Annotated in this window: 18 protein-coding genes and 1 tRNA gene; 7 read left to right on the forward strand and 12 right to left on the reverse strand. The window is 37.4% G+C overall.

Features of this window, described 5'->3' with window-relative positions; genetic code table 11:
* Positions 1–36 precede the first annotated feature (36 nt).
* Positions 37–411, reverse strand: a complete 375-nt coding sequence (locus AC1M9F_RS06435; protein WP_481597421.1) for a winged helix-turn-helix transcriptional regulator — start codon at positions 409–411, stop codon at positions 37–39.
* Positions 412–528: 117 nt separating this feature from the next.
* Between AC1M9F_RS06435 and AC1M9F_RS06440 the strand changes: the two genes are divergently transcribed.
* Positions 529–1,392, forward strand: a complete 864-nt coding sequence (locus AC1M9F_RS06440; RefSeq protein ID WP_481597350.1) for an SDR family oxidoreductase — start codon at positions 529–531, stop codon at positions 1,390–1,392.
* Between the two features lie 28 nt (positions 1,393–1,420).
* On the opposite strand, the gene AC1M9F_RS06445 is transcribed toward AC1M9F_RS06440, so the two are convergent.
* The 7 genes from AC1M9F_RS06445 to uvrB all read right to left on the reverse strand — a co-directional run bounded on the left by AC1M9F_RS06445 (position 1,421) and on the right by uvrB (position 10,432).
* Positions 1,421–2,101, reverse strand: coding sequence for a hypothetical protein (locus AC1M9F_RS06445; protein WP_481597351.1), 681 nt, complete (start codon positions 2,099–2,101; stop codon positions 1,421–1,423).
* An 11-nt stretch (positions 2,102–2,112) separates the two neighbouring features.
* Positions 2,113–2,871, reverse strand: a complete 759-nt coding sequence (locus AC1M9F_RS06450; RefSeq protein WP_481597352.1) for an MFS transporter — start codon at positions 2,869–2,871, stop codon at positions 2,113–2,115.
* 190 nt (positions 2,872–3,061) lie between these two features.
* Positions 3,062–4,519, reverse strand: a complete 1,458-nt coding sequence (locus AC1M9F_RS06455; protein ID WP_180028420.1) for a glyceraldehyde-3-phosphate dehydrogenase — start codon at positions 4,517–4,519, stop codon at positions 3,062–3,064.
* Positions 4,520–4,764: 245 nt separating this feature from the next.
* Positions 4,765–6,477 (reverse strand): hypothetical protein, encoded by a 1,713-nt coding sequence (locus AC1M9F_RS06460; protein ID WP_481597353.1) that lies wholly within the window; start codon positions 6,475–6,477, stop codon positions 4,765–4,767.
* A 157-nt stretch (positions 6,478–6,634) separates the two neighbouring features.
* A complete protein-coding gene (rarD, locus tag AC1M9F_RS06465; RefSeq protein ID WP_481597354.1) occupies positions 6,635–7,579 on the reverse strand; it encodes an EamA family transporter RarD in 945 nt (314 codons plus the stop codon).
* Between the two features lie 106 nt (positions 7,580–7,685).
* Entirely contained in the window at positions 7,686–8,288 is a 603-nt protein-coding gene (locus AC1M9F_RS06470; protein ID WP_180028423.1) for a lipocalin family protein, read from the reverse strand.
* 122 nt (positions 8,289–8,410) lie between these two features.
* Entirely contained in the window at positions 8,411–10,432 is a 2,022-nt protein-coding gene (uvrB, locus tag AC1M9F_RS06475; RefSeq protein ID WP_481591428.1) for an excinuclease ABC subunit UvrB, read from the reverse strand.
* A 190-nt stretch (positions 10,433–10,622) separates the two neighbouring features.
* On the opposite strand from uvrB, the gene AC1M9F_RS06480 reads away from it, so the two are divergent.
* The 4 genes from AC1M9F_RS06480 (at position 10,623) to AC1M9F_RS06495 (ending at position 17,644) form a co-directional block, all read left to right on the forward strand.
* On the forward strand, positions 10,623–11,408 hold the full coding sequence (locus tag AC1M9F_RS06480; RefSeq protein WP_481597355.1) for an A1S_2505 family phage non-structural protein: 786 nt from the start codon (positions 10,623–10,625) through the stop codon (positions 11,406–11,408).
* 76 nt (positions 11,409–11,484) lie between these two features.
* Positions 11,485–12,900 (forward strand): diguanylate cyclase, encoded by a 1,416-nt coding sequence (locus tag AC1M9F_RS06485; RefSeq protein WP_481597356.1) that lies wholly within the window; start codon positions 11,485–11,487, stop codon positions 12,898–12,900.
* Between the two features lie 145 nt (positions 12,901–13,045).
* Positions 13,046–14,488, forward strand: a complete 1,443-nt coding sequence (locus tag AC1M9F_RS06490; protein ID WP_481597357.1) for a sensor domain-containing diguanylate cyclase — start codon at positions 13,046–13,048, stop codon at positions 14,486–14,488.
* A gap of 261 nt (positions 14,489–14,749) precedes the next feature.
* Positions 14,750–17,644, forward strand: coding sequence for a calcium-binding protein (locus AC1M9F_RS06495; protein ID WP_481597358.1), 2,895 nt, complete (start codon positions 14,750–14,752; stop codon positions 17,642–17,644).
* A 41-nt stretch (positions 17,645–17,685) separates the two neighbouring features.
* Here the strand turns inward: AC1M9F_RS06495 and AC1M9F_RS06500 are convergent, their stop codons facing one another.
* Positions 17,686–17,868 (reverse strand): hypothetical protein, encoded by a 183-nt coding sequence (locus tag AC1M9F_RS06500; protein ID WP_179997905.1) that lies wholly within the window; start codon positions 17,866–17,868, stop codon positions 17,686–17,688.
* Positions 17,869–18,083: 215 nt separating this feature from the next.
* On the opposite strand from AC1M9F_RS06500, the gene AC1M9F_RS06505 reads away from it, so the two are divergent.
* On the forward strand, positions 18,084–19,310 hold the full coding sequence (locus AC1M9F_RS06505) for a pyridoxal phosphate-dependent aminotransferase (protein ID WP_481597359.1): 1,227 nt from the start codon (positions 18,084–18,086) through the stop codon (positions 19,308–19,310).
* 496 nt (positions 19,311–19,806) lie between these two features.
* Here the strand turns inward: AC1M9F_RS06505 and AC1M9F_RS06510 are convergent, their stop codons facing one another.
* Entirely contained in the window at positions 19,807–20,250 is a 444-nt protein-coding gene (locus tag AC1M9F_RS06510) for a hypothetical protein (RefSeq protein ID WP_481587793.1), read from the reverse strand.
* Between the two features lie 239 nt (positions 20,251–20,489).
* On the opposite strand from AC1M9F_RS06510, the gene AC1M9F_RS06515 reads away from it, so the two are divergent.
* Positions 20,490–20,565, forward strand: a tRNA-Asn gene (locus tag AC1M9F_RS06515).
* A gap of 87 nt (positions 20,566–20,652) precedes the next feature.
* Here AC1M9F_RS06515 and AC1M9F_RS06520 read toward each other — a convergent pair.
* Positions 20,653–21,306 (reverse strand): MiaE family protein, encoded by a 654-nt coding sequence (locus tag AC1M9F_RS06520; protein ID WP_180028430.1) that lies wholly within the window; start codon positions 21,304–21,306, stop codon positions 20,653–20,655.
* Between the two features lie 14 nt (positions 21,307–21,320).
* Positions 21,321–22,046, reverse strand: coding sequence for a pyridoxine 5'-phosphate synthase (gene pdxJ, locus AC1M9F_RS06525; RefSeq protein ID WP_035267175.1), 726 nt, complete (start codon positions 22,044–22,046; stop codon positions 21,321–21,323).
* Between the last annotated feature and the right edge of the window lies 1 nt (position 22,047).

A 22,047-nucleotide genomic window follows, 5' to 3' on the forward strand; every position in this document is an offset into this window, starting at 1 on the left:
CTTTAAACTGAGCGATAACGAAATGATGAAATATAACTATCGCGTAATAAGTGCCTTACTTTCCAAAATCTCGGGTAAATTTCGCTCAATCCAATGGATCAACTCATTTAATTTCATCGCTGCATTTGAACCCAATACAGTGAGTTGATACTCCACCTTTGGAGGAACTACTGGATAGACAGTGCGCAAAATAAAACCATCTTTTTCTAAGGTTTTTAGTGTCTGAGCCAACATTTTTTCGCTCACCCCCTCAATTCTTTGTTTTAGCTCACTAAAACGATGCACACCATCACTCAAGCAACTTAGGACGAGAACTGACCATTTACTGGTGAGATGCTCCAAAATTTCACGAGAAGGACATTCACTGGATAAAACTTGACCTAATAAATCACTATACGCATAAGTATTCATCATTTTTCTCTTAACAGTTAATAACTTACTTTTAGGTACGTACTTTCATTAAGTAAGTTAACAGATTAATATGCCTTCATCAAGTTTATTTTTTAGCCACAATGAGAGGAAATTAAAATGAAAATTGCGATTACAGGTACAACTGGTGAATTAGGTCGTTTAGTTGTTCAAGAACTTAAAAAACTTCATAGCAAGCATGAAATTATTGCTTTGGTTCGCAACCCAGAAAAAGCTAAAATTTTATTTTCTGAAGATATTCAAGTACGCAAATTTGATTATGATCAGCCAGATGATCTCGCAAATTCCCTTCAGGATGTTGATAAACTCCTGCTCATTTCTGCCAATGAAATTGGTCGTCGCACTCCACAACACAAGGCTGTTATTGATGCTGCGATTCAAGCTAGAGTTCCTCACTTAATCTATACCAGCTTACTGAACGCAGATCATTCTCCGCTTGGCTTAGCCAATGAACATCGAGAAACGGAAAAATTAATACGTGAAAGTTCTATTACCTACACCTTTTTAAGAAATAATTGGTATAGCGAAAACTATTTATCTGCGCTCACCCATCAAATCGAGACAGGCATTGTGTACGGAGCGGCTCAAGATGGTTTAATTAGTTCAGCTTCTCGTTTGGATTATGCCACTGCTGCAGCTCAAGTATTAAATGATGAATCAGCTCAACATTTGAACAAAATTTACGAGCTTGCAGGTAGCGAAAGCTTTAGCTTAAATGATTTTGCGACCTTACTTTCTGAGTTTTCACAACAGCCTGTGAAATATCAAAACTTATCTCCAGAAGATTATCGTCAAGGATTAATTCAAGCTGGTTTACCACTAGGTCTCATTGACGTCATTGTAGATGCAGATCTTCACACCGCCCATGGTGCGATGTACAGTGAACACAAAGATCTTGAACATTTAATTGGTCGAAAAACCACATCGATTCGTGAAAGCATTCAGCAAGCCCTGAATGCTTAGAGGATAGACTCCCCTTAAAGGGGAGTTTTTACTTTTTAATATTGCGCAGAGGTAAATCCAAGTTCATATCTAAATTCGCCTTTGTTTCTCGCTCCAAGTTATACATTGTTGCTCTAAAACTAGATACATCCTTCATCAAAATTGGATCATTTAAATGCAATACCGGTTTGAAAACATGATCAATATCCACATCAAGCTGCTCATGCAAATCTAAATAGACAGGACCATCAAAATCAATCGTAATCGGAACCTGATAAGTACGCTTTAAATGAAATGGAACTTCAAGCTGAATAGGCAAATCTAAATTTAACGGAAATTTAGGTAAAAGTCGTGTTTTATACACCAAATCTGTTGTTGCACTAATTGGAATCGTTTGATCGATTTTTACTTTCGTTTGATAATCCACACTCACAGAAACAGGGACTTCGACTTTAAACTTGAGATTGGTTTTGTATTTACCCTGCAAATCTAAATCAATATTTTCCTGCACTTTAATTTGTGTATTTAGCGCACCAATCGCTTGTACCTCAAGATAATTCCCAACATCAATTTTTGTCGGCAATGATTCTGATAATTGTACACTTGCATTCTTCGCAGTGACTTGAATCGATGCTTGAATATTGAGATATAGCCAAAAACCTACGGCGACAATGCTTGCCACGATAATAAACAAGAGCGAACCATATCCCACGATTTTTTTAGCACTCATGCTTCTCGAGCTCACTGGGCTTTCACCGATTCAGCAGATTGATCATCCTTCTGAACTTTGATGGGTGATGCTGCTTCCACTTTTTGATTTTTTTGCAATGTTAAGGTATTGAGTGGGATAACCAACTCACCTTTTTGTATTTTAATTGGCAAAGTATTTTGTACGTTGACTGAAGCCTCTAACGCAGTTTTAATTGGTGCATTCAAATGACCTTGTACTGGTATATCCACATCTAAATCCTTATTTAATGGGATGCGTAGATTCTCTTTTAAATCCGCTTGAACAGGTGCTTGAAATTTCAAGTGAACCATTTGATCTAAGGGAACATCCATTTCAACAGGTACATCAAGTTTAATTGGAATCGTCCCTTTCAATGGCAGTGTAATATCTTTACCCAAAATGCGAACCTTAACTTTAGTATCTACTGCTAAATTTTGATCCACAATCAAATTTTCACGGACTGGAATAACCGTTTTAATTGGTACTTGATTGTCGAAATGAACCATAGGATTCAATGTTTGTTGTACAGGAATAGAAAGATTTTCACGTATAGGAATGGTCGTTTTCACACGACCTGTCACATTCACATCCAAAGCATCATGGATTTGAACTTTCGCTTGCAATGGCTCTTGAAGATCAATATTCACGGCTTGATCTTCAAGTGGAATGTAAATTTTAAAATGTTGAAAAACCCATAAGGCAATTGCTATACCACTCGCGGCAGCCAAAGCAATCAGCACGAAGCCAATGACAAGATATTTGATGCGCAAAAATATAATCCTTTAACACTTATTTTTTTTAATCACCTGCTCACAATCCATATTTTATGTGAACAAATACACAATTTTTCAATATTAAACCACTTATTTTGAAGAAACCATATTGCTCTAAAGTCTTAATTACGTAAATTTAGGCAAATAAAAAAGAGCCTCGAAAGAGGCTCTTTTTATGTCTTACAAATTATGCATTTGTTTCAGCAGGAACTTTTGGATAGCTTACGCCGCCCATTTGTTCAGCAATACGCAGAACTTGGCAGCTATAACCTACTTCGTTGTCGTACCATACATATGCTGTTAAACGGTTACCAGACGTAATTGTTGCTTGCGCATCAAAAACACCTGCAGTGCGTGAACCGATAAAGTCAGATGATACAACTTCAGTAGAGTTTGTATAACCAATTTGACCTTGTAGATTAGAGTTGATAGAAATTTGACGAATATATTCGTTCACTTCATCACGATCAACTTCTTTATCTAAAGTCAGATTAAGGATGGCTAAAGACACGTTAGGTGTTGGAACACGTACAGAGTTACCAGTTAATTTGCCTTTAAGCGCTGGAAGTGCTTTAGCAACTGCTTTAGCAGCACCCGTTTCAGTGATCACCATGTTCAACGTTGCAGCACGGCCACGACGGTCAGCTTTATGGTAGTTGTCGATCAAGTTTTGGTCATTCGTGAATGAGTGAACTGTTTCAACGTGACCATTAATCACTGTATATTTGTCATGAAGTACTTTCAACGTCGGTGTAATCGCGTTTGTAGTACAGCTTGCAGCAGAGATGATTGTATCTTCATCAAGAATGTCAGCTTGGTTAACACCAAACACAACGTTCTTCATATCACCTTTACCAGGTGCAGTTAAAATTACACGTGCAGCGCCTGGGCATTTAAGGTGCTGAGCAAGACCTTCAGCGTCACGCCATTTACCAGTGTTATCAATCACCAATGCATTTTCAATACCATATGCAGTGTAATCCACTTCTGATGGATTAGATGCATAGATCACTTTGATGAATTGACCATTCGCAATAATTGCTTCGTTCTCTTCATCTACAGAAATCGTACCTGCAAATGGACCATGAATAGAGTCACGACGAAGTAAAGAAGCACGTTTCTCTAAATCACCATCAGATGATTTACGAACAACAATCGCTTTAAGATTTAGACCACGACCAAGACCAGACTGACCAATCATAAGACGTGCAAGGATACGACCAATACGACCAAAACCATAAAGCACAACATCTTTATGCTCAACAGATGCGGCATTGCCTTGTAGTGATTTAACAGCGTCAGCAACGAATGCATCTACATCGCCACCTTTTGCTTTAAATTCTACAGCAAGTTTGCCTAAATCGATTTCAGCTGTGCCGATATTTTGTACTTTAACCAATGCTTCAAGGATTGGGAAAGTATCTACAGCAGAAAGTTCAACGTCTAAAACACGTGTACGACGGTGAGCTTTAAGAATTTGGATAACCGAGCGGTTAATTAAAGAGCGACCGTATACTGTAGCTACGATGTTTTTTTCACGGTATAACTGACCAACAAGGGCAATCATACGTTCCGCGAGTTCTTCACGGTTTTTCCAGCGACCTTGGTGCTCTGCATGTAGGGCAACGATAGTGTCTTTGCTCACAGATACGTCCTCTAATTAATTGTAAATCTAAGCATAAATTTCAAAACCCCATAATTGTAAAGGAATTAACTCAGAGTTGAAATGAAAACTCGTTTTATTTTTTACTAAAGCAATTTTCTCTTTGTAAAAAATATATTTTAGCAATTGAATTACAATATAATTTTTTGGGTAAATGATTTCATTTAGATATCAAATACTGATCATTAAGCCTACAAATCCAATTTCGTCACTGAGTTACAGCCTGTTCAACTAAATACTGGTGAAGCCGAAATATCCTGACTCAACATCATATTTAAATCTTCTAAATTAAAATCTTCTAAGTTTTCTGGGAGTTTGACCAATACTGGAAGCTTAGTTAAACCATTTTGCCCCGAAGGGAATGCATAATGTCGTTCAAACTCACTTGTAGCTGAAAAACTTTCAAATTCAATAAATACACTATATTTTCGATAGCTTTTAGGCACACTTAAAATATCTAGATAAGCCTGCTTCTTGATTTTCACCATGGCCAATGAAGTTTGTTGAAGTTCTTTTTCTAGCTTTTCTCCAGCCACCATTCTTTTTAAAAATGAGCCTTGAACTTCAGCATAATCTCGTTTCAAACGCATCGTATGAGACAGCATTTCTCGGTAATCTTGAATATGTTGGCTTAAATCTTCTTGTAATGCATTTAACGGTTTCTTGGAGCGCTCATGCATGACTCCACGCTCATACATATTCAATGGTACAAATATTTCATCTTTACGCTTTTCAAGTAGTTTTAAATAGGCTAACAACTTGTATTCAAACAATTGGACTGAGGAATTAAAAAATAATGAAGGCTGTTGTTTAAAATCTTTATAATTCGCCAGAATATCTGAAAATATGCGATGCACACTTTTAAACAGATGCTCATATTCTTCAATATGTGATAAATGCTGTTCTAAAGCCACCACGAGAGGTTGTAGCAATTCGACAGTCAATGCTTGCTCAATCTTCCGTAAATGCTGTTTGGCTACAAAATCACTATTACTTCCAGCCATCCCTAAATTTTGTGTCAAAAGCGGTAATATCTTCTGTTCAGCAACATCTTCAAATTCTTGCACAATTTGAATGACATCTTTATGGACTTGATGCTGAATAGTAACCATCATCTGCACGTGTTCCATAAACTGTTTGATATACCCCTCTTCATTGTAACGGCGCATATCCAAAACCAACCCATTGAGATAAATTTGCTGGTTGTATTCCATTCGATCTTCAAATAAAAAACGACGGATCGAAAATGCATTTTGTTCAAACTGACTGGTTGGTGCGATGACGAATAGAAATTCAGAGGTTTTAACAATATCAAAGTGTCGAATGGACTGTTCTTTCAGCAACCATTGTGCAAAAAAAGGATGCTCCATGATCGATGAGCTTCTAGGTAGAAGGGGTTTAAACCAATACCCCAATAATTGTTGCTTAATAAATACCTCTATCATAAAGCTCTTAATCTGAGCTGAAGTTAACTGACGAGCTCCAACTGGTGTTTCAAGATTTAATTCACGAATTAACTTAGCAACATCTTGCAAAAAAACCCGACGCATTAACATTTTTTCGCGTTGTAATTTTAAATTGTCCTCAACAGCAATTAGGTCAATTTGATACAGCGCATTTTCTAAATAGTCTGCCACTTGTACGCAATCCGTCATCTCCTTCAACCATTGGATAGATTGACATAACTTTGCTGCAATGGAGCGCATTCTTTCACTAGAAAAACTATGCTTTAAAATTCCCAGCGACGTCGTGACTTTATATTCGAATGTGTTATTCACACGATTCCAAAATATATCTTTAGGTTTGAGAATTTGACGATCAATTTCTTCGCGAACGTCACTATCTGAATGTTGAAATATACGCTCTAAGAGTCTTTGCCAGTTTAAATCCAGACTAGGCTCCATCTGTAATAATGCTGCTCTTGTTTGGTACTGAATCATGATTGTTAAATTAGAATTATTATTGATTTAACAAATTTACCACATTTTTATGTTTTAGTTAATTATGTCACAAATATTTTTAAAGAATAAGTAATTATTCTTATCATTCAGTCAAAAACTCTTATGTACAACTCATGCTTATGTAATGATATGAAACTTAGTGCTCATCTTTTTTGGCTAGACGCGATTGTAGTTTCTTATGTTGATATTGAAGTAACTTTTCAGTTCTTCTTTGACGATAGAGATAAATTGTACCTTCCAAAATAAGGAGCAATACAGCAAACCAAATTGGAATATAAGTCAACCATTCTCCTGCTTCCACGCGTTCACCCATTGCAATTGATGCTCCTGCCAACAAAATTGGCTCTAAATAACTCAATAACCCAAAAATCACAAATGGAAGATATCTGCTCGCCAAGATGTAACTTCCAAGCCCTAAGGCACTTAAGCAACCTAGACCTAGTACAGCTAAAATGAGATATTTAAACTCAATAATCAGGGGCAATGTGTTTGAATAAAAAAATGCTAGAAAAATAGCAACTGGAATCACCAGCAATAAATCCCACCAGAATCCACCTAAATGATCTGTTCCAAATTTTCTTCTTAAAAAAAAGTAGATCGGATAAGCCACAGCAACATACATGGTCTCCCATGCCACAGTACCGATGCGCCAGATTTCATGGCTGACACCAAGAATTGCAAAAAACACTGCTGCAATTTGCCACTTTGAGAGCTTTTCTTTGTAAAGAACGCAACCAAAGAGAACCATCACCAGAGGCAACAAAAAATATCCTAAAGAAACCTCAAGCCCCCGACCATTGATTGGCCCCCACAAAAATAACCAGAGTTGAGTTGTACACAAAAACGAACTGATCAAGAGCCAAATTAAAATAGATGGTTGTTTGTAAATTTTATTATAAATTTCTCGAACATATTTTAGATCACCCGACCACCACATAAACAGCGTTAAAAAAGGTAATGTTGCTAACATTCGCCAAGCAAAGGTTTGCTCACTGTCTAGTGGTCTAAGAAAATACGTATAAAAATATAGCACCCCAAAAGTCACTGATGCCATAACTGACAATGCTATACCTTTTAACATATCTGAACCTAAATTTTACCAAACGATATTATAGCTAGAATTCGTAGCAATAGATGTTGATGCATAAAAAAACCACGCCTTAGCGTGGTTCTCATCATTTTCAACATTATTTTGTTGAACCAGGTGCTTGACCCGTTTGCTTTGTGCGTATCACATCACTTAAGTCATAACCAACAGATTTAGCATAATCAAGATACTCATTCACTACTGCTTGATCAGGATTATGCGTGCGAGAAAGTACCCACATATACTTACGTTTAGGCTCACCCACGAGTACAGTTTGATAATCCTCATCCAGTTTCAGCACCCAGTAGTCGCCACGACCAACTGGTAACCATCGAATAGCACTCGGCAAAAAACTGACTTTCAATTTTGTATTAAATGGCTGATTTTGTACAAATGCCTCACCCACTGACTGGGTAACTTTACCGTCAGCGGTAAAACAACGGTTATCAACAGTCACATTACCATTTTCATTTAATGTATATGTCGCAGTTACATCACGATCACACTTGTTTTGGAAATAAAGTGGCTTACGTGCTACTTCATACCAAACACCTAAGTATTTATCGAGTTCAACTTTTTCAACAGTATTGAGTGGCTTGTCCTGAGCATAAACCATCGTTGCTGCCCCTAAACCAACCAATAAGGCACCACCCAATACAATCTTGCTAACATTGAAACCAGCAGATGGGAGACTCTTGATCATCTAAATAACCCCTATTTATTGAATTTGTTTGTGAGTATTCATTTACTCTTCAACAATAACGGTTATTTTTCGGCTTAATGTTACGTTATGTGATGATTTTACAGTGTTTTTTGTAAATTAAATCACTGAATTAACTGTGCTTTTAAACGCACGATCTCATCACGGAAACGCGCTGCTTGCTCAAACTGAAGCTCTTTCGAAGCTTTGAGCATTTCCTTCTCTAATTTAGCCAAATGTTTTGCCAATAGTTTTGGATCGGAAACTATATGGCGCTCATCCGCACTTAATGCACGTGCTTGTCCCGATACACTCTCATCAATTGACTCATCATCATACTCTTCACCAGTATCAATTTCTTTGATGACTTGGCGGACTGCTGAACGCGGAGTGATGCCATGTTCTAAGTTAAAATTAATTTGTTTGGTACGGCGACGCTCCGTTTCATCAATTGCTTTTTGCATTGAATCCGTAATCCGATCTGCATATAAAATAGCCTTTCCTTCAACATTTCGAGCAGCACGACCAATGGTTTGGATAAGTGAACGTTCTGAGCGTAAAAAGCCTTCTTTGTCGGCATCTAAAATTGCGACTAAAGATACCTCAGGCATGTCTAAACCTTCACGGAGTAAGTTAATTCCAATCAATGCATCGTAGACACCTGTTCGTAATTCATGAATGATCTTCACACGTTCAACAGTATCGATATCAGAGTGCAGATAAGCCACTTTGATCCCGTACTCTTTTAAATATGACGTCAAATCTTCAGCCATGCGTTTGGTTAACGTTGTGACCAAGACACGTTCATTTTTATCTTTACGTTGATTAATCTCCGAAAGGACATCGTCCACCTGAGTCAATACTGGACGAATCTCAATAACGGGGTCAATCAAACCTGTTGGACGCACCACCTGCTCGGCAATTTGTTCTGATTTTTCTAATTCATAATTGGCAGGCGTCGCACTGACATAAATTGTAGTAGGAATAATACGTTCCCACTCTTCAAACTTCATTGGTCGATTATCCAATGCACTTGGCAAGCGGAAACCATAATTCACTAGATTTTCTTTACGTGATCGATCTCCTTTATACATCGCACCAATTTGAGGAACCGTAACATGCGATTCATCAATAATAAGTAATGCATCCTCAGGCAGGTAGTCGAAAAGCGTTGGCGGGGCCTCTCCAGCTGGTCGACCTGATAAATGTCTCGAGTAATTCTCAATACCATTGGTATAACCAAGCTGTTGCATCATCTCAAGGTCATATCGAGTACGCTGTTCGATACGTTGAGCTTCAAGCAATTTATCTTCAGCTCTGAAATATGCCAAGCGCTCTTTGAGTTCTTCACGAATCGTTTCGATGGCACGCTGTAAGTTATCTTTAGGCGTCACATAGTGACTTTTTGGATAAATCGTGATTCGTGGGACTTTACGAATCATTTTTCCAGTCAAAGGATCAAACCAGCGGATCGAATCCACTTCATCATCAAATAGCTCAATCCGCACTGCATTTTGTTCTGACTCTGCGGGGAAAATATCAAGAATTTCTCCACGAATTCGATAAGTACCTCGTAAAAATTCGAGTTCATTACGCGTATATTGCATTTCTACCAATCGACGAATCAACTCATCACGGCTGACTCGATCACCTGTCACAATATGTAGGAGCATATTCATATATGCATTAGGATCACCTAAACCATAAATGGCGGATACCGAAGCAACGATAATAGCATCCTTACGCTCAAGCAAAGCACGCGTTGCAGACAACCGCATCTGATCGATGTGATCATTAATAGCAGAATCCTTTTCAATAAAAGTATCAGATGACGGTACGTATGCTTCTGGCTGATAGTAATCGTAATAACTTACAAAATACTCAACAGCATTATGTGGAAAAAATGCTTTAAATTCTCCATAGAGTTGAGCCGCAAGGGTTTTGTTATGTGCCATTACAATAGTAGGACGTTGTAATTGCATAATCACATTCGCCATCGTATAGGTCTTACCAGAGCCTGTTACCCCTAGTAGCAATTGATCCTTAAAACCTTGTTGTACTCCTTTAACAAGTTTCTCAATCGCTTGAGGTTGATCTCCTGCAGGCTCGTAATTAGTTACTAATTCAAATGGACGACTGTCACTCACTCGATAATTCTCGCTATACAGATGATGAAAATATGCAATAACACTGGTAATGCATGGCTTGCTTGCTCAAATCTTTATGATTTACTCATCTGATGATGAGGGTGAAAACCATAAATTCAATCAATTTTACTTGACCCTTACAACAATCAATTGCACCATGAACTTAAATTACATGTTGATGTAAAAAACTATGACTTACCAATATCACGATGAAACGATTATCAACAGTTTAAATGAAGATACAGTATTTGTATTTGGTAGTAATTTAGCAGGCACGCATGCAGGTGGTGCTGCAAAAATTGCACTTCAACATTTCGGTGCGATTAAAGGTGCTGGTCGCGGCTGGGCTGGACAGAGCTATGCAATACCTACCATGAATGAGCATTTGCAACAAATGCCTCTATCCCAGATTGAACACTACATCAATGATTTTAAGATCTATACAAAAAACCACCCCAAGATTAAGTATTTTATTACAGCCGTTGGTTGTGGTGTAGCAGGTTACAAAGTTGCTGAAATAGCACCCATGTTCAAAGGTATATCAAAAAATGTGATTTTCCCGATTTCATTTAAACCTTTCGTTGAACGAACCTTTCCTAAATTAAGCCAACCTTTATTACATGCCATTTTTTCTTCTGAACTACTGTTCGCGGATTCTTTAGAAACGGCATTTGAGCAACTTAATTTAAATGAATCTGAAAAGAAACTAGCCAATATTTTGATCGAAACGCCGATGTTCCCCGTGGACAGTAATGGACGTGAACGCATATTTGAAATCGAAGATATCCTCTATCATCTAAAAGATCAAACCTTCCAATATGAACCTAAGTCCGATCGTGCATTCATGATGGGTGGTGTAGTATTGGCTTTACTTGAACTCTACCAAATTAATGAACAAGATTTTGTTGATGTTTGGCAAGGGCTTAAGTCAATTTCTGCGCCAAAACCTGAGCATCGAGCAAAAAAATCAGTTTAATAAGATGTTGATTTTATAAGATTCATTCACTTATATTGTATAAATGAATGAATTTTAAACACCAAGGCTCGCATCTATGGATCATTTAGATCTGACCATCTTTGATTTATCTCCAATTGCGATGTGGCTACAAGACTTCAGCGGTGTTAAACAAATTTTCGAACAATGGACTGCTGAAGGTATTGAAGATATTGAAGCATATTTGATGGAGGATCACAGTCGTCTCCACCTTTGCTTGAGTACGATTCATACCTTACGTGTTAACCAAAGTACGCTTAAACTGTATGAAGCAAAAAACTTAGAAGAAATTTTAGAAAGTTTTCAGAAGTTCCTTCATCCTGAAGTCAGCACTTTCCAAATCCAATTTTTCGTATCACTTTGGAAGAATACTGAACATCATATTCCAGTGATCAATTATACGACCAATGGAAAGCGTTTAGATGTTCAATTACGCGGTATGAAATTAAAAGGTTATGAGGATAATTGGAAATGCCTACTCATGACCACCGAAGACATTTCCCAATATCAAAAAGCACGTCATTTTGCCGAATCCTTATTTACTTATAATCCAACAGCACTATGGATCATGGATTTTAGCCAAATTAAAAAAAGATTTGAGCTGCTCCGTATGCAAAACATTGAAAATTTAGATCAACACATTCATCAACATCCAGAATTTGTTGTGGAATGCTTCGAGCAAATACAATTCATTGATGTTAATGAAGCAGCGCTCAAACTTTTTGCTGTGAAAGATAAATCTCAATTTTTACATCATTCTCATGATTTATTTGATATTAAACGTTTGGAAAATTTTAAAAGTCAGCTACTTCAATTGTGGAATCATGAAGAATATCAACAGCGTGAAAGTAGTTTCTACAACGCGAATGGAGAACAAATCTTCGTTTTAGAACAGTTAAATATTTTTCCACATAATTTAGATGATTGGGCGGTGATACAAGTCGCCCTTACAGATATCACTGAGCGAAAAAAATTAGAAAATCACTTACATTATTTGGGTCAACATGACATTTTAACTGATTTACATAACAGAACTTATTTTAACGAAGAAATTGAACGGATTGAGCAACTTGATCTCTATCCAGTGTCTTGTATTTACATTGACATGAACGGTTTAAAAATCATTAATGATCAGTTCGGACATGATGTCGGTGATCAGTATCTAAAAAACTTTGCCGAAATTCTTCAATTTGTCACCCACAAAAAAGATTTTTCAATTTCTAGAATAGGTGGCGATGAATTTGTATTATTGATGCCTCATGCCGATGGTGAGCAAGTTAAAATCCTTGTTCATGATCTTGAAACTCAAATACATCAACATAATCTAGATCACCCTCATCTTTCTATCAGCGTTTCACTCGGACATGCCACAAGACTTAAAGGCGAAACCTTAGAAGATATGTTACGCCGTGCAGATAAATGCATGTATATTAACAAGCATCATTTTTATCAAAATAAAAATCTAACGAATTGAGCATAGGATTTAGCTCAACGTTAGCTTAGCTCAAAAAAGTGCCTTAAATCACAAAAATAACAAAAAATTTGAATTTTATATCAAAATAATTTAGTGCTATATTATCCACAATTTATTGTTTTAAAAGAAAAGTTCAAGGGTAGTTATGGAGATACTTGATTCATCAATTTTTGATTTATCTCCTATCCCAATGTGGTTGGAAGATTTTAGTGCCATTCAAACCATCTTTAACCAATGGCGTAGTGATGGGGTCACTGATTTAGCTTTACATCTGCAGCAAAATCCAGATCTTGTGACTTTATGCGCACATCAAATTAAGATTGTTAAAGTAAATCAAAAAACTCTCGATCTTTTTGAAGCACAAAGCCTTAAACATCTCACACAAAATTTAAGCACCATTTTCCAACATCAAATGTTTGATGCACATGTAGCGGAATTAGTTGCACTTTGGAAGGGTGAATTAGAGTTTACAAGTACAACCACTAATTTCACCTTGAGTGGTCAACCCTTAGACATAAAACTGCGAGCTGTCGTTTTACCTGGTTCAGAACAAAGTTTAGACCGTATTTTGCTTACTACAGAAGATATTAGTGGTTATATGCAAGCTCGGCGTTTAGAAGAAAAAAATCGTCGATTAGCTGAAGCAAGATTTAGTTATTCACCCACATCATTATGGGTTGAAGACTTTAGTCGCATTAAATTAAGACTCGATCATCTTAAATCAATTGGTATTGATGATTTCAGAATTTTTTTAGATGTGCATCAAGATTTCGTACAACAATGCATTGAAGACATTGTATTACTAGACGTCAACCAAGCAACATTGGATTTGTTCAAGGCATCGACGAAATCAGATTTATTTCAAAATCTAAAAAAAGTTTTCTCGAAAGAAATGCATCAAACTTTTAAGGAACAATTGATCGAACTATGGAATGGGAAAATTCATCATAGTCGTGAAGCGATCAATTATGCTTTGGATGGTTCAATTCGCTATGTTTTACTTCAATTCACTGTGTTTCCAGGTTATGAAGAAGATTGGGGACTTGTACAACTTGCCCTAACGGACATTACAGCGCGAAAAAAAGCTGAGAGCTATTTAGAATATTTAGGTAAACACGACGTTTTAACAAAACTCAAAAATCGCTCGTTCTACACTGAAGAAATCCATCGATTGGAACGCGCACTTATTCGCCCAGTTTCTGCAATTTTTCTAGATATGAATGGCCTTAAACCGATTAATGATCAATTTGGTCATGATGTAGGTGATGAGATTTTACGCAGAATGGGTAATATCTTAAGTAGAACGATTCACAATACCAGTTATACAGCCTCTCGAATTGGAGGTGATGAATTTGTTATCCTGATGCAAGGTGCAAATGAAACTACCGTTCAGTCGACGATTTTGACCATTCAAGAATTATTGAATATCGATAATCAATATTATTCTAACCATATCATCAGTGCATCAATGGGATTTGCTACAAGCCTTGAGAATGAAACAATTGAGGATATGTTAAAGCGTGCAGACCAATCCATGTATGATCACAAGAGACAATACTACAAATATTTATCCAATAAAAATCAATAGTTTACAGTATTTATACTTTTAGATCATACATTTTATTTGCTCTTGAAACACTAGTCATTGCACTGGTGTTTTTTTTTAAAAAAATCAAACTTATTTAGTTCTCATATTAGCTTTACTATATTTTTCATTTAATTATGACAAAAAATTCATGATCTTGTCTAACAAAAGAAATTGATTTTAAATTAATAAAATGTGATTCTCATCACACTTTAATCACGAACAATGATTAAAAACACTTTATTTTTTTAAGAGACTATAACAATGGCTTTGTTCAATTATAAATCATTCGATTACTTACCTAACTTTAAATTAAGTTCAGTTCTCTCAATTCCAGCTCAACTCGTTGGTAATGGTCTAATCGCTGCCACCAATGCTGTGAATACTGTTCTTGATGTAGTTTCTCCTATTGGTTTAGCAGGTAATGCTTTACTTGGCAAACCTTTCGAAGCAGTGCACGAACTTGGTGATAAAATTATTGATGCAGCTTCAGATGCAGTGAATTCAGTGGGTAAAGCACTTGGTGCAACCATCGAACCGAATGACACTCATCATAAAAATGAGTGGGAAGACAAAGAACTCAGCTTAGATAACATTTTAAGCCTTCCTGGGGATTTAATCGGAAACACCATTATCGGTGCAACCAATATTGCCAATGATATTCTTGATGCTGCTGCACCGATTGCTATTGCAGGAAATGCGCTTATCCCTGGTTTTGATGTTGTTCATAAAGCTGGTGATACGATTATTGATGCTGTCTCTGATGTGGCTAATGACATTGGCTCAGCGATTGGCGGGACAATTGAACCTAAAGATACTCATTATGATAATGAATGGTCTCAAGAGCTTCCATCAGCTACTGAAAACCTAAAATCAATTGTGAATACAGTTGCAAATCAAGTTGAAAATGCACTTGAACCTATTTTCGATTATGTTCCTGATTTCAAATTTAGCTCAGTACTTTCTATTCCAGCTCAGTTACTAGGTAATGGTTTAGTCACGACAGCAAATTTAGTCAATACAGTTTTAGATGTGGCTTCGCCTATTGGCCTAGCAGGTAATGCTCTACTTGGTAAACCATTTGAAGTTGTTCATGAGTTAGGTGACCGCATTATCGATGCAGCATCGAATTTACTCAGTGGTGCTGGTGAGGCCCTCGGCTCAAATGTAGAAGCAAAAGATACACACCACAAAAATGAATGGAAAGATGGCGAACTTAGCCTTGATTCAATTTTAAAAATTCCAAGTGAACTGATTGGTAATTTGATTATCGGCAAAGATGGCATCGTGAATGATTTATTAGATAGCGTTGCACCATTGGTTAAAGTTGGTGATAAATTCATTCCTGGTTTCGAAGAAATTCATAAAGCCGGTGATGCAATCATTGATCAAATTTCAGACATTATCGTAAATATTGGTAAGGATATTGGTGCCACTCTTCCACCTTCAGACTCACATTTTGATCGAGAATGGGGGCAACCAAAACAACCAGATCAATCTAATCCATCAGATGACGGTCGTCCTAAATTCTACAAAATTGACAATCAATTAAGTTACCGTGTAAGTGAATCTGCATTTAAACAAGTTCAAGAACTATATAACAAGTTTATCTCAACTGGTTCTTTACAAGGTAAAAATTTCTGGCGCCCTATTTATACCGTGATCAAAGAAGATTTAGCATCAAATGATGCAGTTGATCAGGGTACTAAAAACTGGTTAAAAGTTGCTGAAGCTGTTGCAATAGCTGATCCTCAGAGCTTCCTTTATCAATACGTTCGCTTAGGAACAGGTAAATCACTCGCAGATAAAGGCATCTATATTACGGATGAACAATTCTGGCAAGCATCAAATGTATTGATCAAAACTTTAGCTGACAATTTCTTGAATGGCGTTAAAAATGCTGATGGCGAGACTGTTGTTCCAGCAGGATATTTACCAAGCTCTGATGGTAAGTTTGGATTGGTACTTATGGATGCAACGCAAGCTCTTGAAAACTTGGGTGGCGAGCTAGGTGATTGGACAGGTATCACACCATTAAGTATTCTTGATCACTATTTAGGTGTTGATACTTCACAATTGAATGGTGGTGATAGCCGTCCGTTTACTTGGTATTTAGAGCTATTGGGTGATGTAGTTAAAGCCAACTTAAAAGCTGGTGCGAGTATCTTTGATGTTGTGAATCAGATCGTGACTGAGGGCTTAAACTTCGTTGGACAATTCATCAAAGGTGAAATATTTGATGATGGCTTCTCTTCACGTGATCAACTTGTAAATACATTGACTCAACTTGCTTACGCATATGCAGGTGATTTGGCTGGTTCTGTAGCAGTAGCGACAAACTTATTTAACCCTAACACCAACATTATTACCACTTACTCAGTTTTCGGACGTACCTTAAACGGTAAAGATGGTAATGACATCATTAAAGGCGGTGTCGGCAATGATACGCTTGTAGGTGGTAAAGGTGATGACTTGCTCTTTGGTGGTTGGGGCAATGACATTCTAAAAGGTGGTGAAGGCATCAATGTCCTCGTAGGTGGTCGTGGTGACGATACCTATTATGTACAATCAAAATATGACTTCGTACTTGAACACAACTATGAAGGTACAGACACTGTCATTAGTTCTGCAGATCAGTATCAATTAACCGAAAATATTGAAAACCTTACGCTGATCAATCCAATCAAAGAACTTTTGATTGCTGGATCAGAAATTCAACAAAATGGTACGGGTAACCAATCTGACAACATTATCACAGGTAGCAAATTCGTAAATAACGAATTAAAAGGCCTCGCTGGAGATGACACCTTAATCGCAAACGGGGGTCTAATTAACATCTTAAATGGTGGTATTGGTAACGACAAATTGTATGGCGATCTTGGTAACGAGACATACTATTTTGATCAAGGCTTTGGAGTAGATACAATCTATGAAAAAGGTGGTCAAGATACCATTCAATTTGGTGCTGGTATCTCAATTGATGATTTACTCGTTCAAGACTCTGGGAATGATCGTATCATCAAACTTAAAGATTCTTCTGATCAAATCACTATTAAAGATTGGGCAAAAGGTGAAGCACATCAAGTTGAATCAATCGTATTTAAAGACGGTTCTACATTCAACTTACTGACTCTAGATCAAAACTTAAGTTACGTGTAATTCTTACCCGCAAAAAAATAGGTGCTTAAAGCACCTATTTTTTATCTTTTACCCATTGAGCGACGTGTACCACGTGGCGGCATCCATGTGCGATCAGCATAGCGCTGAGGCTTTGGACGTAGATCTTCGATTTCTTCATCAGCTTGCTTTGCGTCATTCACTTGCTTGATAGGAAATGGAAGATTCACTACAGGCTTCTTTTTGGGAGAATTTTCCGAACTCATTTGAGACTACTCATTTCAATCTAACGCTATTGTACGGAAATTTGTTTTTTTATGCGACCCACGTTGTTTAATGTGGATATGTATCATTGCATTAAAATTCGGTGAATTTCGTGATTTTTTGCTAATTTGCCTAGATATTGGACGACTAAAACATTCAATTTAAGCTAAGATAGTGTGCTTTTTATTTTTTAATCCCTATAAGAAGGAATACTGCCGTGGACGTACGTCTCTCTGATCGTGTCAATGCCATCAAACCGTCCCCAACGCTTGCTGTGACCAATAAAGCTGCAGAACTTAAAGCTGCTGGTAAAAACGTTATTGGTTTAGGTGCAGGTGAACCGGATTTCGATACACCACAACACATCAAAGATGCAGCAATTGCAGCGATTAACAACGGTTTCACTAAATACACCGCAGTTGACGGTACGCCAGGTCTTAAAAAAGCAATTATCGCTAAATTAAAACGTGATAATAACCTTGATTATGCTGCTAACCAGATTCTCGTTTCTTGTGGCGGTAAGCAATCATTCTTTAACCTTGCGCTTGCATTGTTAAATAAAGGCGATGAAGTAATCATCCCTGCTCCATTCTGGGTAAGCTATCCAGATATGGTGATCATCGCAGAAGGTGTGCCAGTTATTGTTAAATGTGGTGAAGAACAACGTTTCAAAATCACACCAGCACAATTAGAAGCTGCAATTACTGATAAAACTCGCCTAGTTGTTTTAAACAGCCCTTCTAACCCAACAGGTATGATTTATAGCAAAGAAGAATTAGAAGCATTAGCTGAAGTTCTTCGTAAATATCCTGAAGTATATGTTGCTTCTGATGATATGTACGAACCAATTCGTTGGGACGACGAGTTTTATAACATTGCTACAGTTGCACCAGATCTTTACGATCGCGTAATCGTTCTCAACGGTGTATCTAAAGCATATGCAATGACAGGTTGGCGTATCGGCTATGCAGCAGGTCCTGTTAAATTAATCGGCGCAATGAAGAAAATTCAATCACAATCTACTTCTAACCCAACTTCAATTTCGCAAGTTGCGGCAGAAGCTGCATTGAATGGTCCTCAAGATGTACTTAAACCTATGATTGAAGCTTTCAAACGACGTCATGATTTAGTTGTTAATGGCTTGAATGATATCAAAGGCATTACATGCTTACCTGCTGACGGTGCATTCTATGCTTATGCAAACATTCGTCCATTGATCCGTGCAAAAGGTTTAAAATCTTGCACAGAATTCTCTGCATGGTTATTGGAAGAAACTGGTGTTGCGGTTGTTCCTGGTGATGCATTCGGTTTAGGCGGTTATATGCGTATTTCATATGCAACAGCAGATGAAGTATTGGTTGATGCGCTTGCACGTATCAAAAAAGCAGCTGACTCAATCGAAGGCGTAGATGCAGCAATTGCTTCTATCGCAGCTGAAAAATAATCTGATAAATTAATCAGATCAAAAAACCCGCGATTTTCGCGGGTTTTTTTTATTAAATCTAAACCCCTTCATGCACCTACATAACCCAATACGCAACATAAAACCTTTTGGTTAATACGCTCTCTCACTGAAGCGAAAAAAGTGTGCTTTTAGGATTGGATAAACGTCGGAGGTTTTTTTAAAGCTATCCAAACATGATCCATTAGTGATCCAAATAGAATATTGAAATTTAAACACTATTCATAGTATCGATAGCTCATTCTGAAAGATCATATTTATCACTGAAAAATCCCATTTATAGATATGCTTTGCACCATCATATAGAAGTTGGAACTGATCTAAGTAACCATAATATGGGATTTAATTAATGAAAAATAAGTTCTAGAAACACCAATTCACCCTACTAAAGAAGATAAAATGACACAGGCTAACTTGGACTATATTTAAAAAAAATCAATTCACTCAACAATTTCAGATTTGACTTGTGAAAATTTGCCTAAACTGCAAGCTGTTTATTAAACAAATGCTTTGAAGGACGAGAACAACTTAGGCATTCAACATAATATTTAAGTGGTGACTTTAATAAAATCTCACTCACCGCATTCGATTCATTTAACCAAGCAAGCGATTTATTCGTGCCAAGAATGGCATTCCCTTTTATGGAGTAGATATAGACTTTATTTACGTTAGGTGTTAAGTCATTTGCTGCCAAATATTGTTCAAGCGTGAATGATTGATCTTGATCAACAGACCATTTTTCAGAAAACCACAGCTGTAATAACTCACCCAAAACCAGATGATGTTTTTTAAAAGGAAATACATCAATTACCGCGCCCTCTACTTCAATGAAATAAGAACTAGGCGAATTCAAGATAGACAGGTAATTTTGTTTATAGAATTCAAGATTAGAAAAGATCTGAGAAATGGTAAGCGTATTCATTCGCTTTCTCCTATTTTAGCCATTTAGTGCTGGCAAGTTGGTATAAATCCACACTGCTTAAAACTCTGTTTCAAGCGCTCTGTTGTTAAATAAATCTAACAAGCTCATTCTAAATTGGCAAGTAAATTTAAAAAAAACATTTTATTTGAGCAAATAAACAACATGCGGCTCAAAAGTGACAATTGTATGGCAATTTACACTTGACCCAATCTTAAATCCCCTTATAATCGCATTCAGATTCTCCAATAGCTCAGTCGGTAGAGCGACGGACTGTTAATCCGCAGGTCCCTGGTTCGAGCCCAGGTTGGAGAGCCAAATACTAAAAAGCCCAAGCATTTAAGACTTGGGCTTTTTTTTATGTCAAAAAAATCCCCCACTTGGGAGGATTTTCTCAACCATATTTTAAGCTGCTTTTGCTGGAACTCCACTGTGAAAACGGAAGGTTTCATCAGGTGTTAAGATGAGTTGCTTTTCAACTTCACGAATGTGCTCTATACGACTTTGAATATCCTCCTCAGGATCTTTCAATTTCGCAGTTTTAGCCACATCCAGAGCTAGAGCCAAATAATCCTCATAATGGCGTGATTCAGATTTTAGTAAGTAGCGATAATAGCGCCCTAATTCCTCATCGACTCTAGGCGCTAATGCATAAAAACGTTCACATGAGCGTGCTTCCACAAACGCACCAATAATTAAAACATCAATTAGCGCTTCTGGTTCATACGTCCGAATTTCTTTGCGTAAGCCACCCGCATAACGCCCAGCACTTAAACCGACCCATTGCTGCCCGCGCTTGTTCATAAACTCTAAAACCTGCTCATAATGCAGCATTTCCTCACGCACTAATTGAGCGAGCTTAACTTGTAAATCTACAAAAAAGCTGTATCTAAACATGAGATTCATGGCTGTACTGGCTGCTTTCTTTTCACAGTTCGCATGATCTTGCATCAAAATATCAAGATTATTTACAGCCTCATCTAACCAAGCTTGTGGAGTTTCGCAACCAAGGAAGCTTATGACAGGCTTCATTAATTCATCATAATCAATATTTGACATAGTACTCATCAATCTTATCGTGCAGCTTTGATTGCTGCTTTCATATCTTGAACTGCTTGCGTAAGTCCTTTGAAAACAGCATCGGCAATCAGAGAATGTCCAATATTCAATTCGTGTATTTGAGGAATTGCTGCAATAGGAGCAACATTGTCAAGATTAAGTCCATGCCCAGCATTTACGACCAAACCTTTAGCAGCAGCGTATTCTGTTCCACGGATAATACGTTGTAACTCTACCTGCTGTGCTTCTTCTGTTTCAGCATCTGCATAAGCACCTGTATGAATCTCAATAGTTGGCGCACCACAGGCAATTGCAGCATCAATTTGTTCAATATCAGCATCGATAAATAACGATACATCACATCCAATCGCTGCTAATTCCTGTGTAGCAGACTTAACAGCCTCAAAATTACCAACAACATCTAAGCCACCTTCGGTCGTGACTTCTTGACGCTTTTCAGGCACAAAACACACGTGATGCGGCTTTATTTCTTTAGCAAATGCCACCATCTCATCTGTCACTGCCATTTCAAGGTTCATGCGTGTTTTAAGTACAGGGCGCATGCGACGGACATCATCATCATGAATATGACGACGATCCTCACGTAAATGTAATGTAATACCTTCAGCCCCTGCCTCTTCACAAATTAGTGCTGCCTGTACTGGATCCGGGTAGCGTGTGCCTCGAGCCTGTCTTAGAGTTGCAACATGATCAATGTTCACACCAAGCAATGCAGCCATA

This window comes from Acinetobacter sp. ANC_7504 (assembly GCF_056779995.1).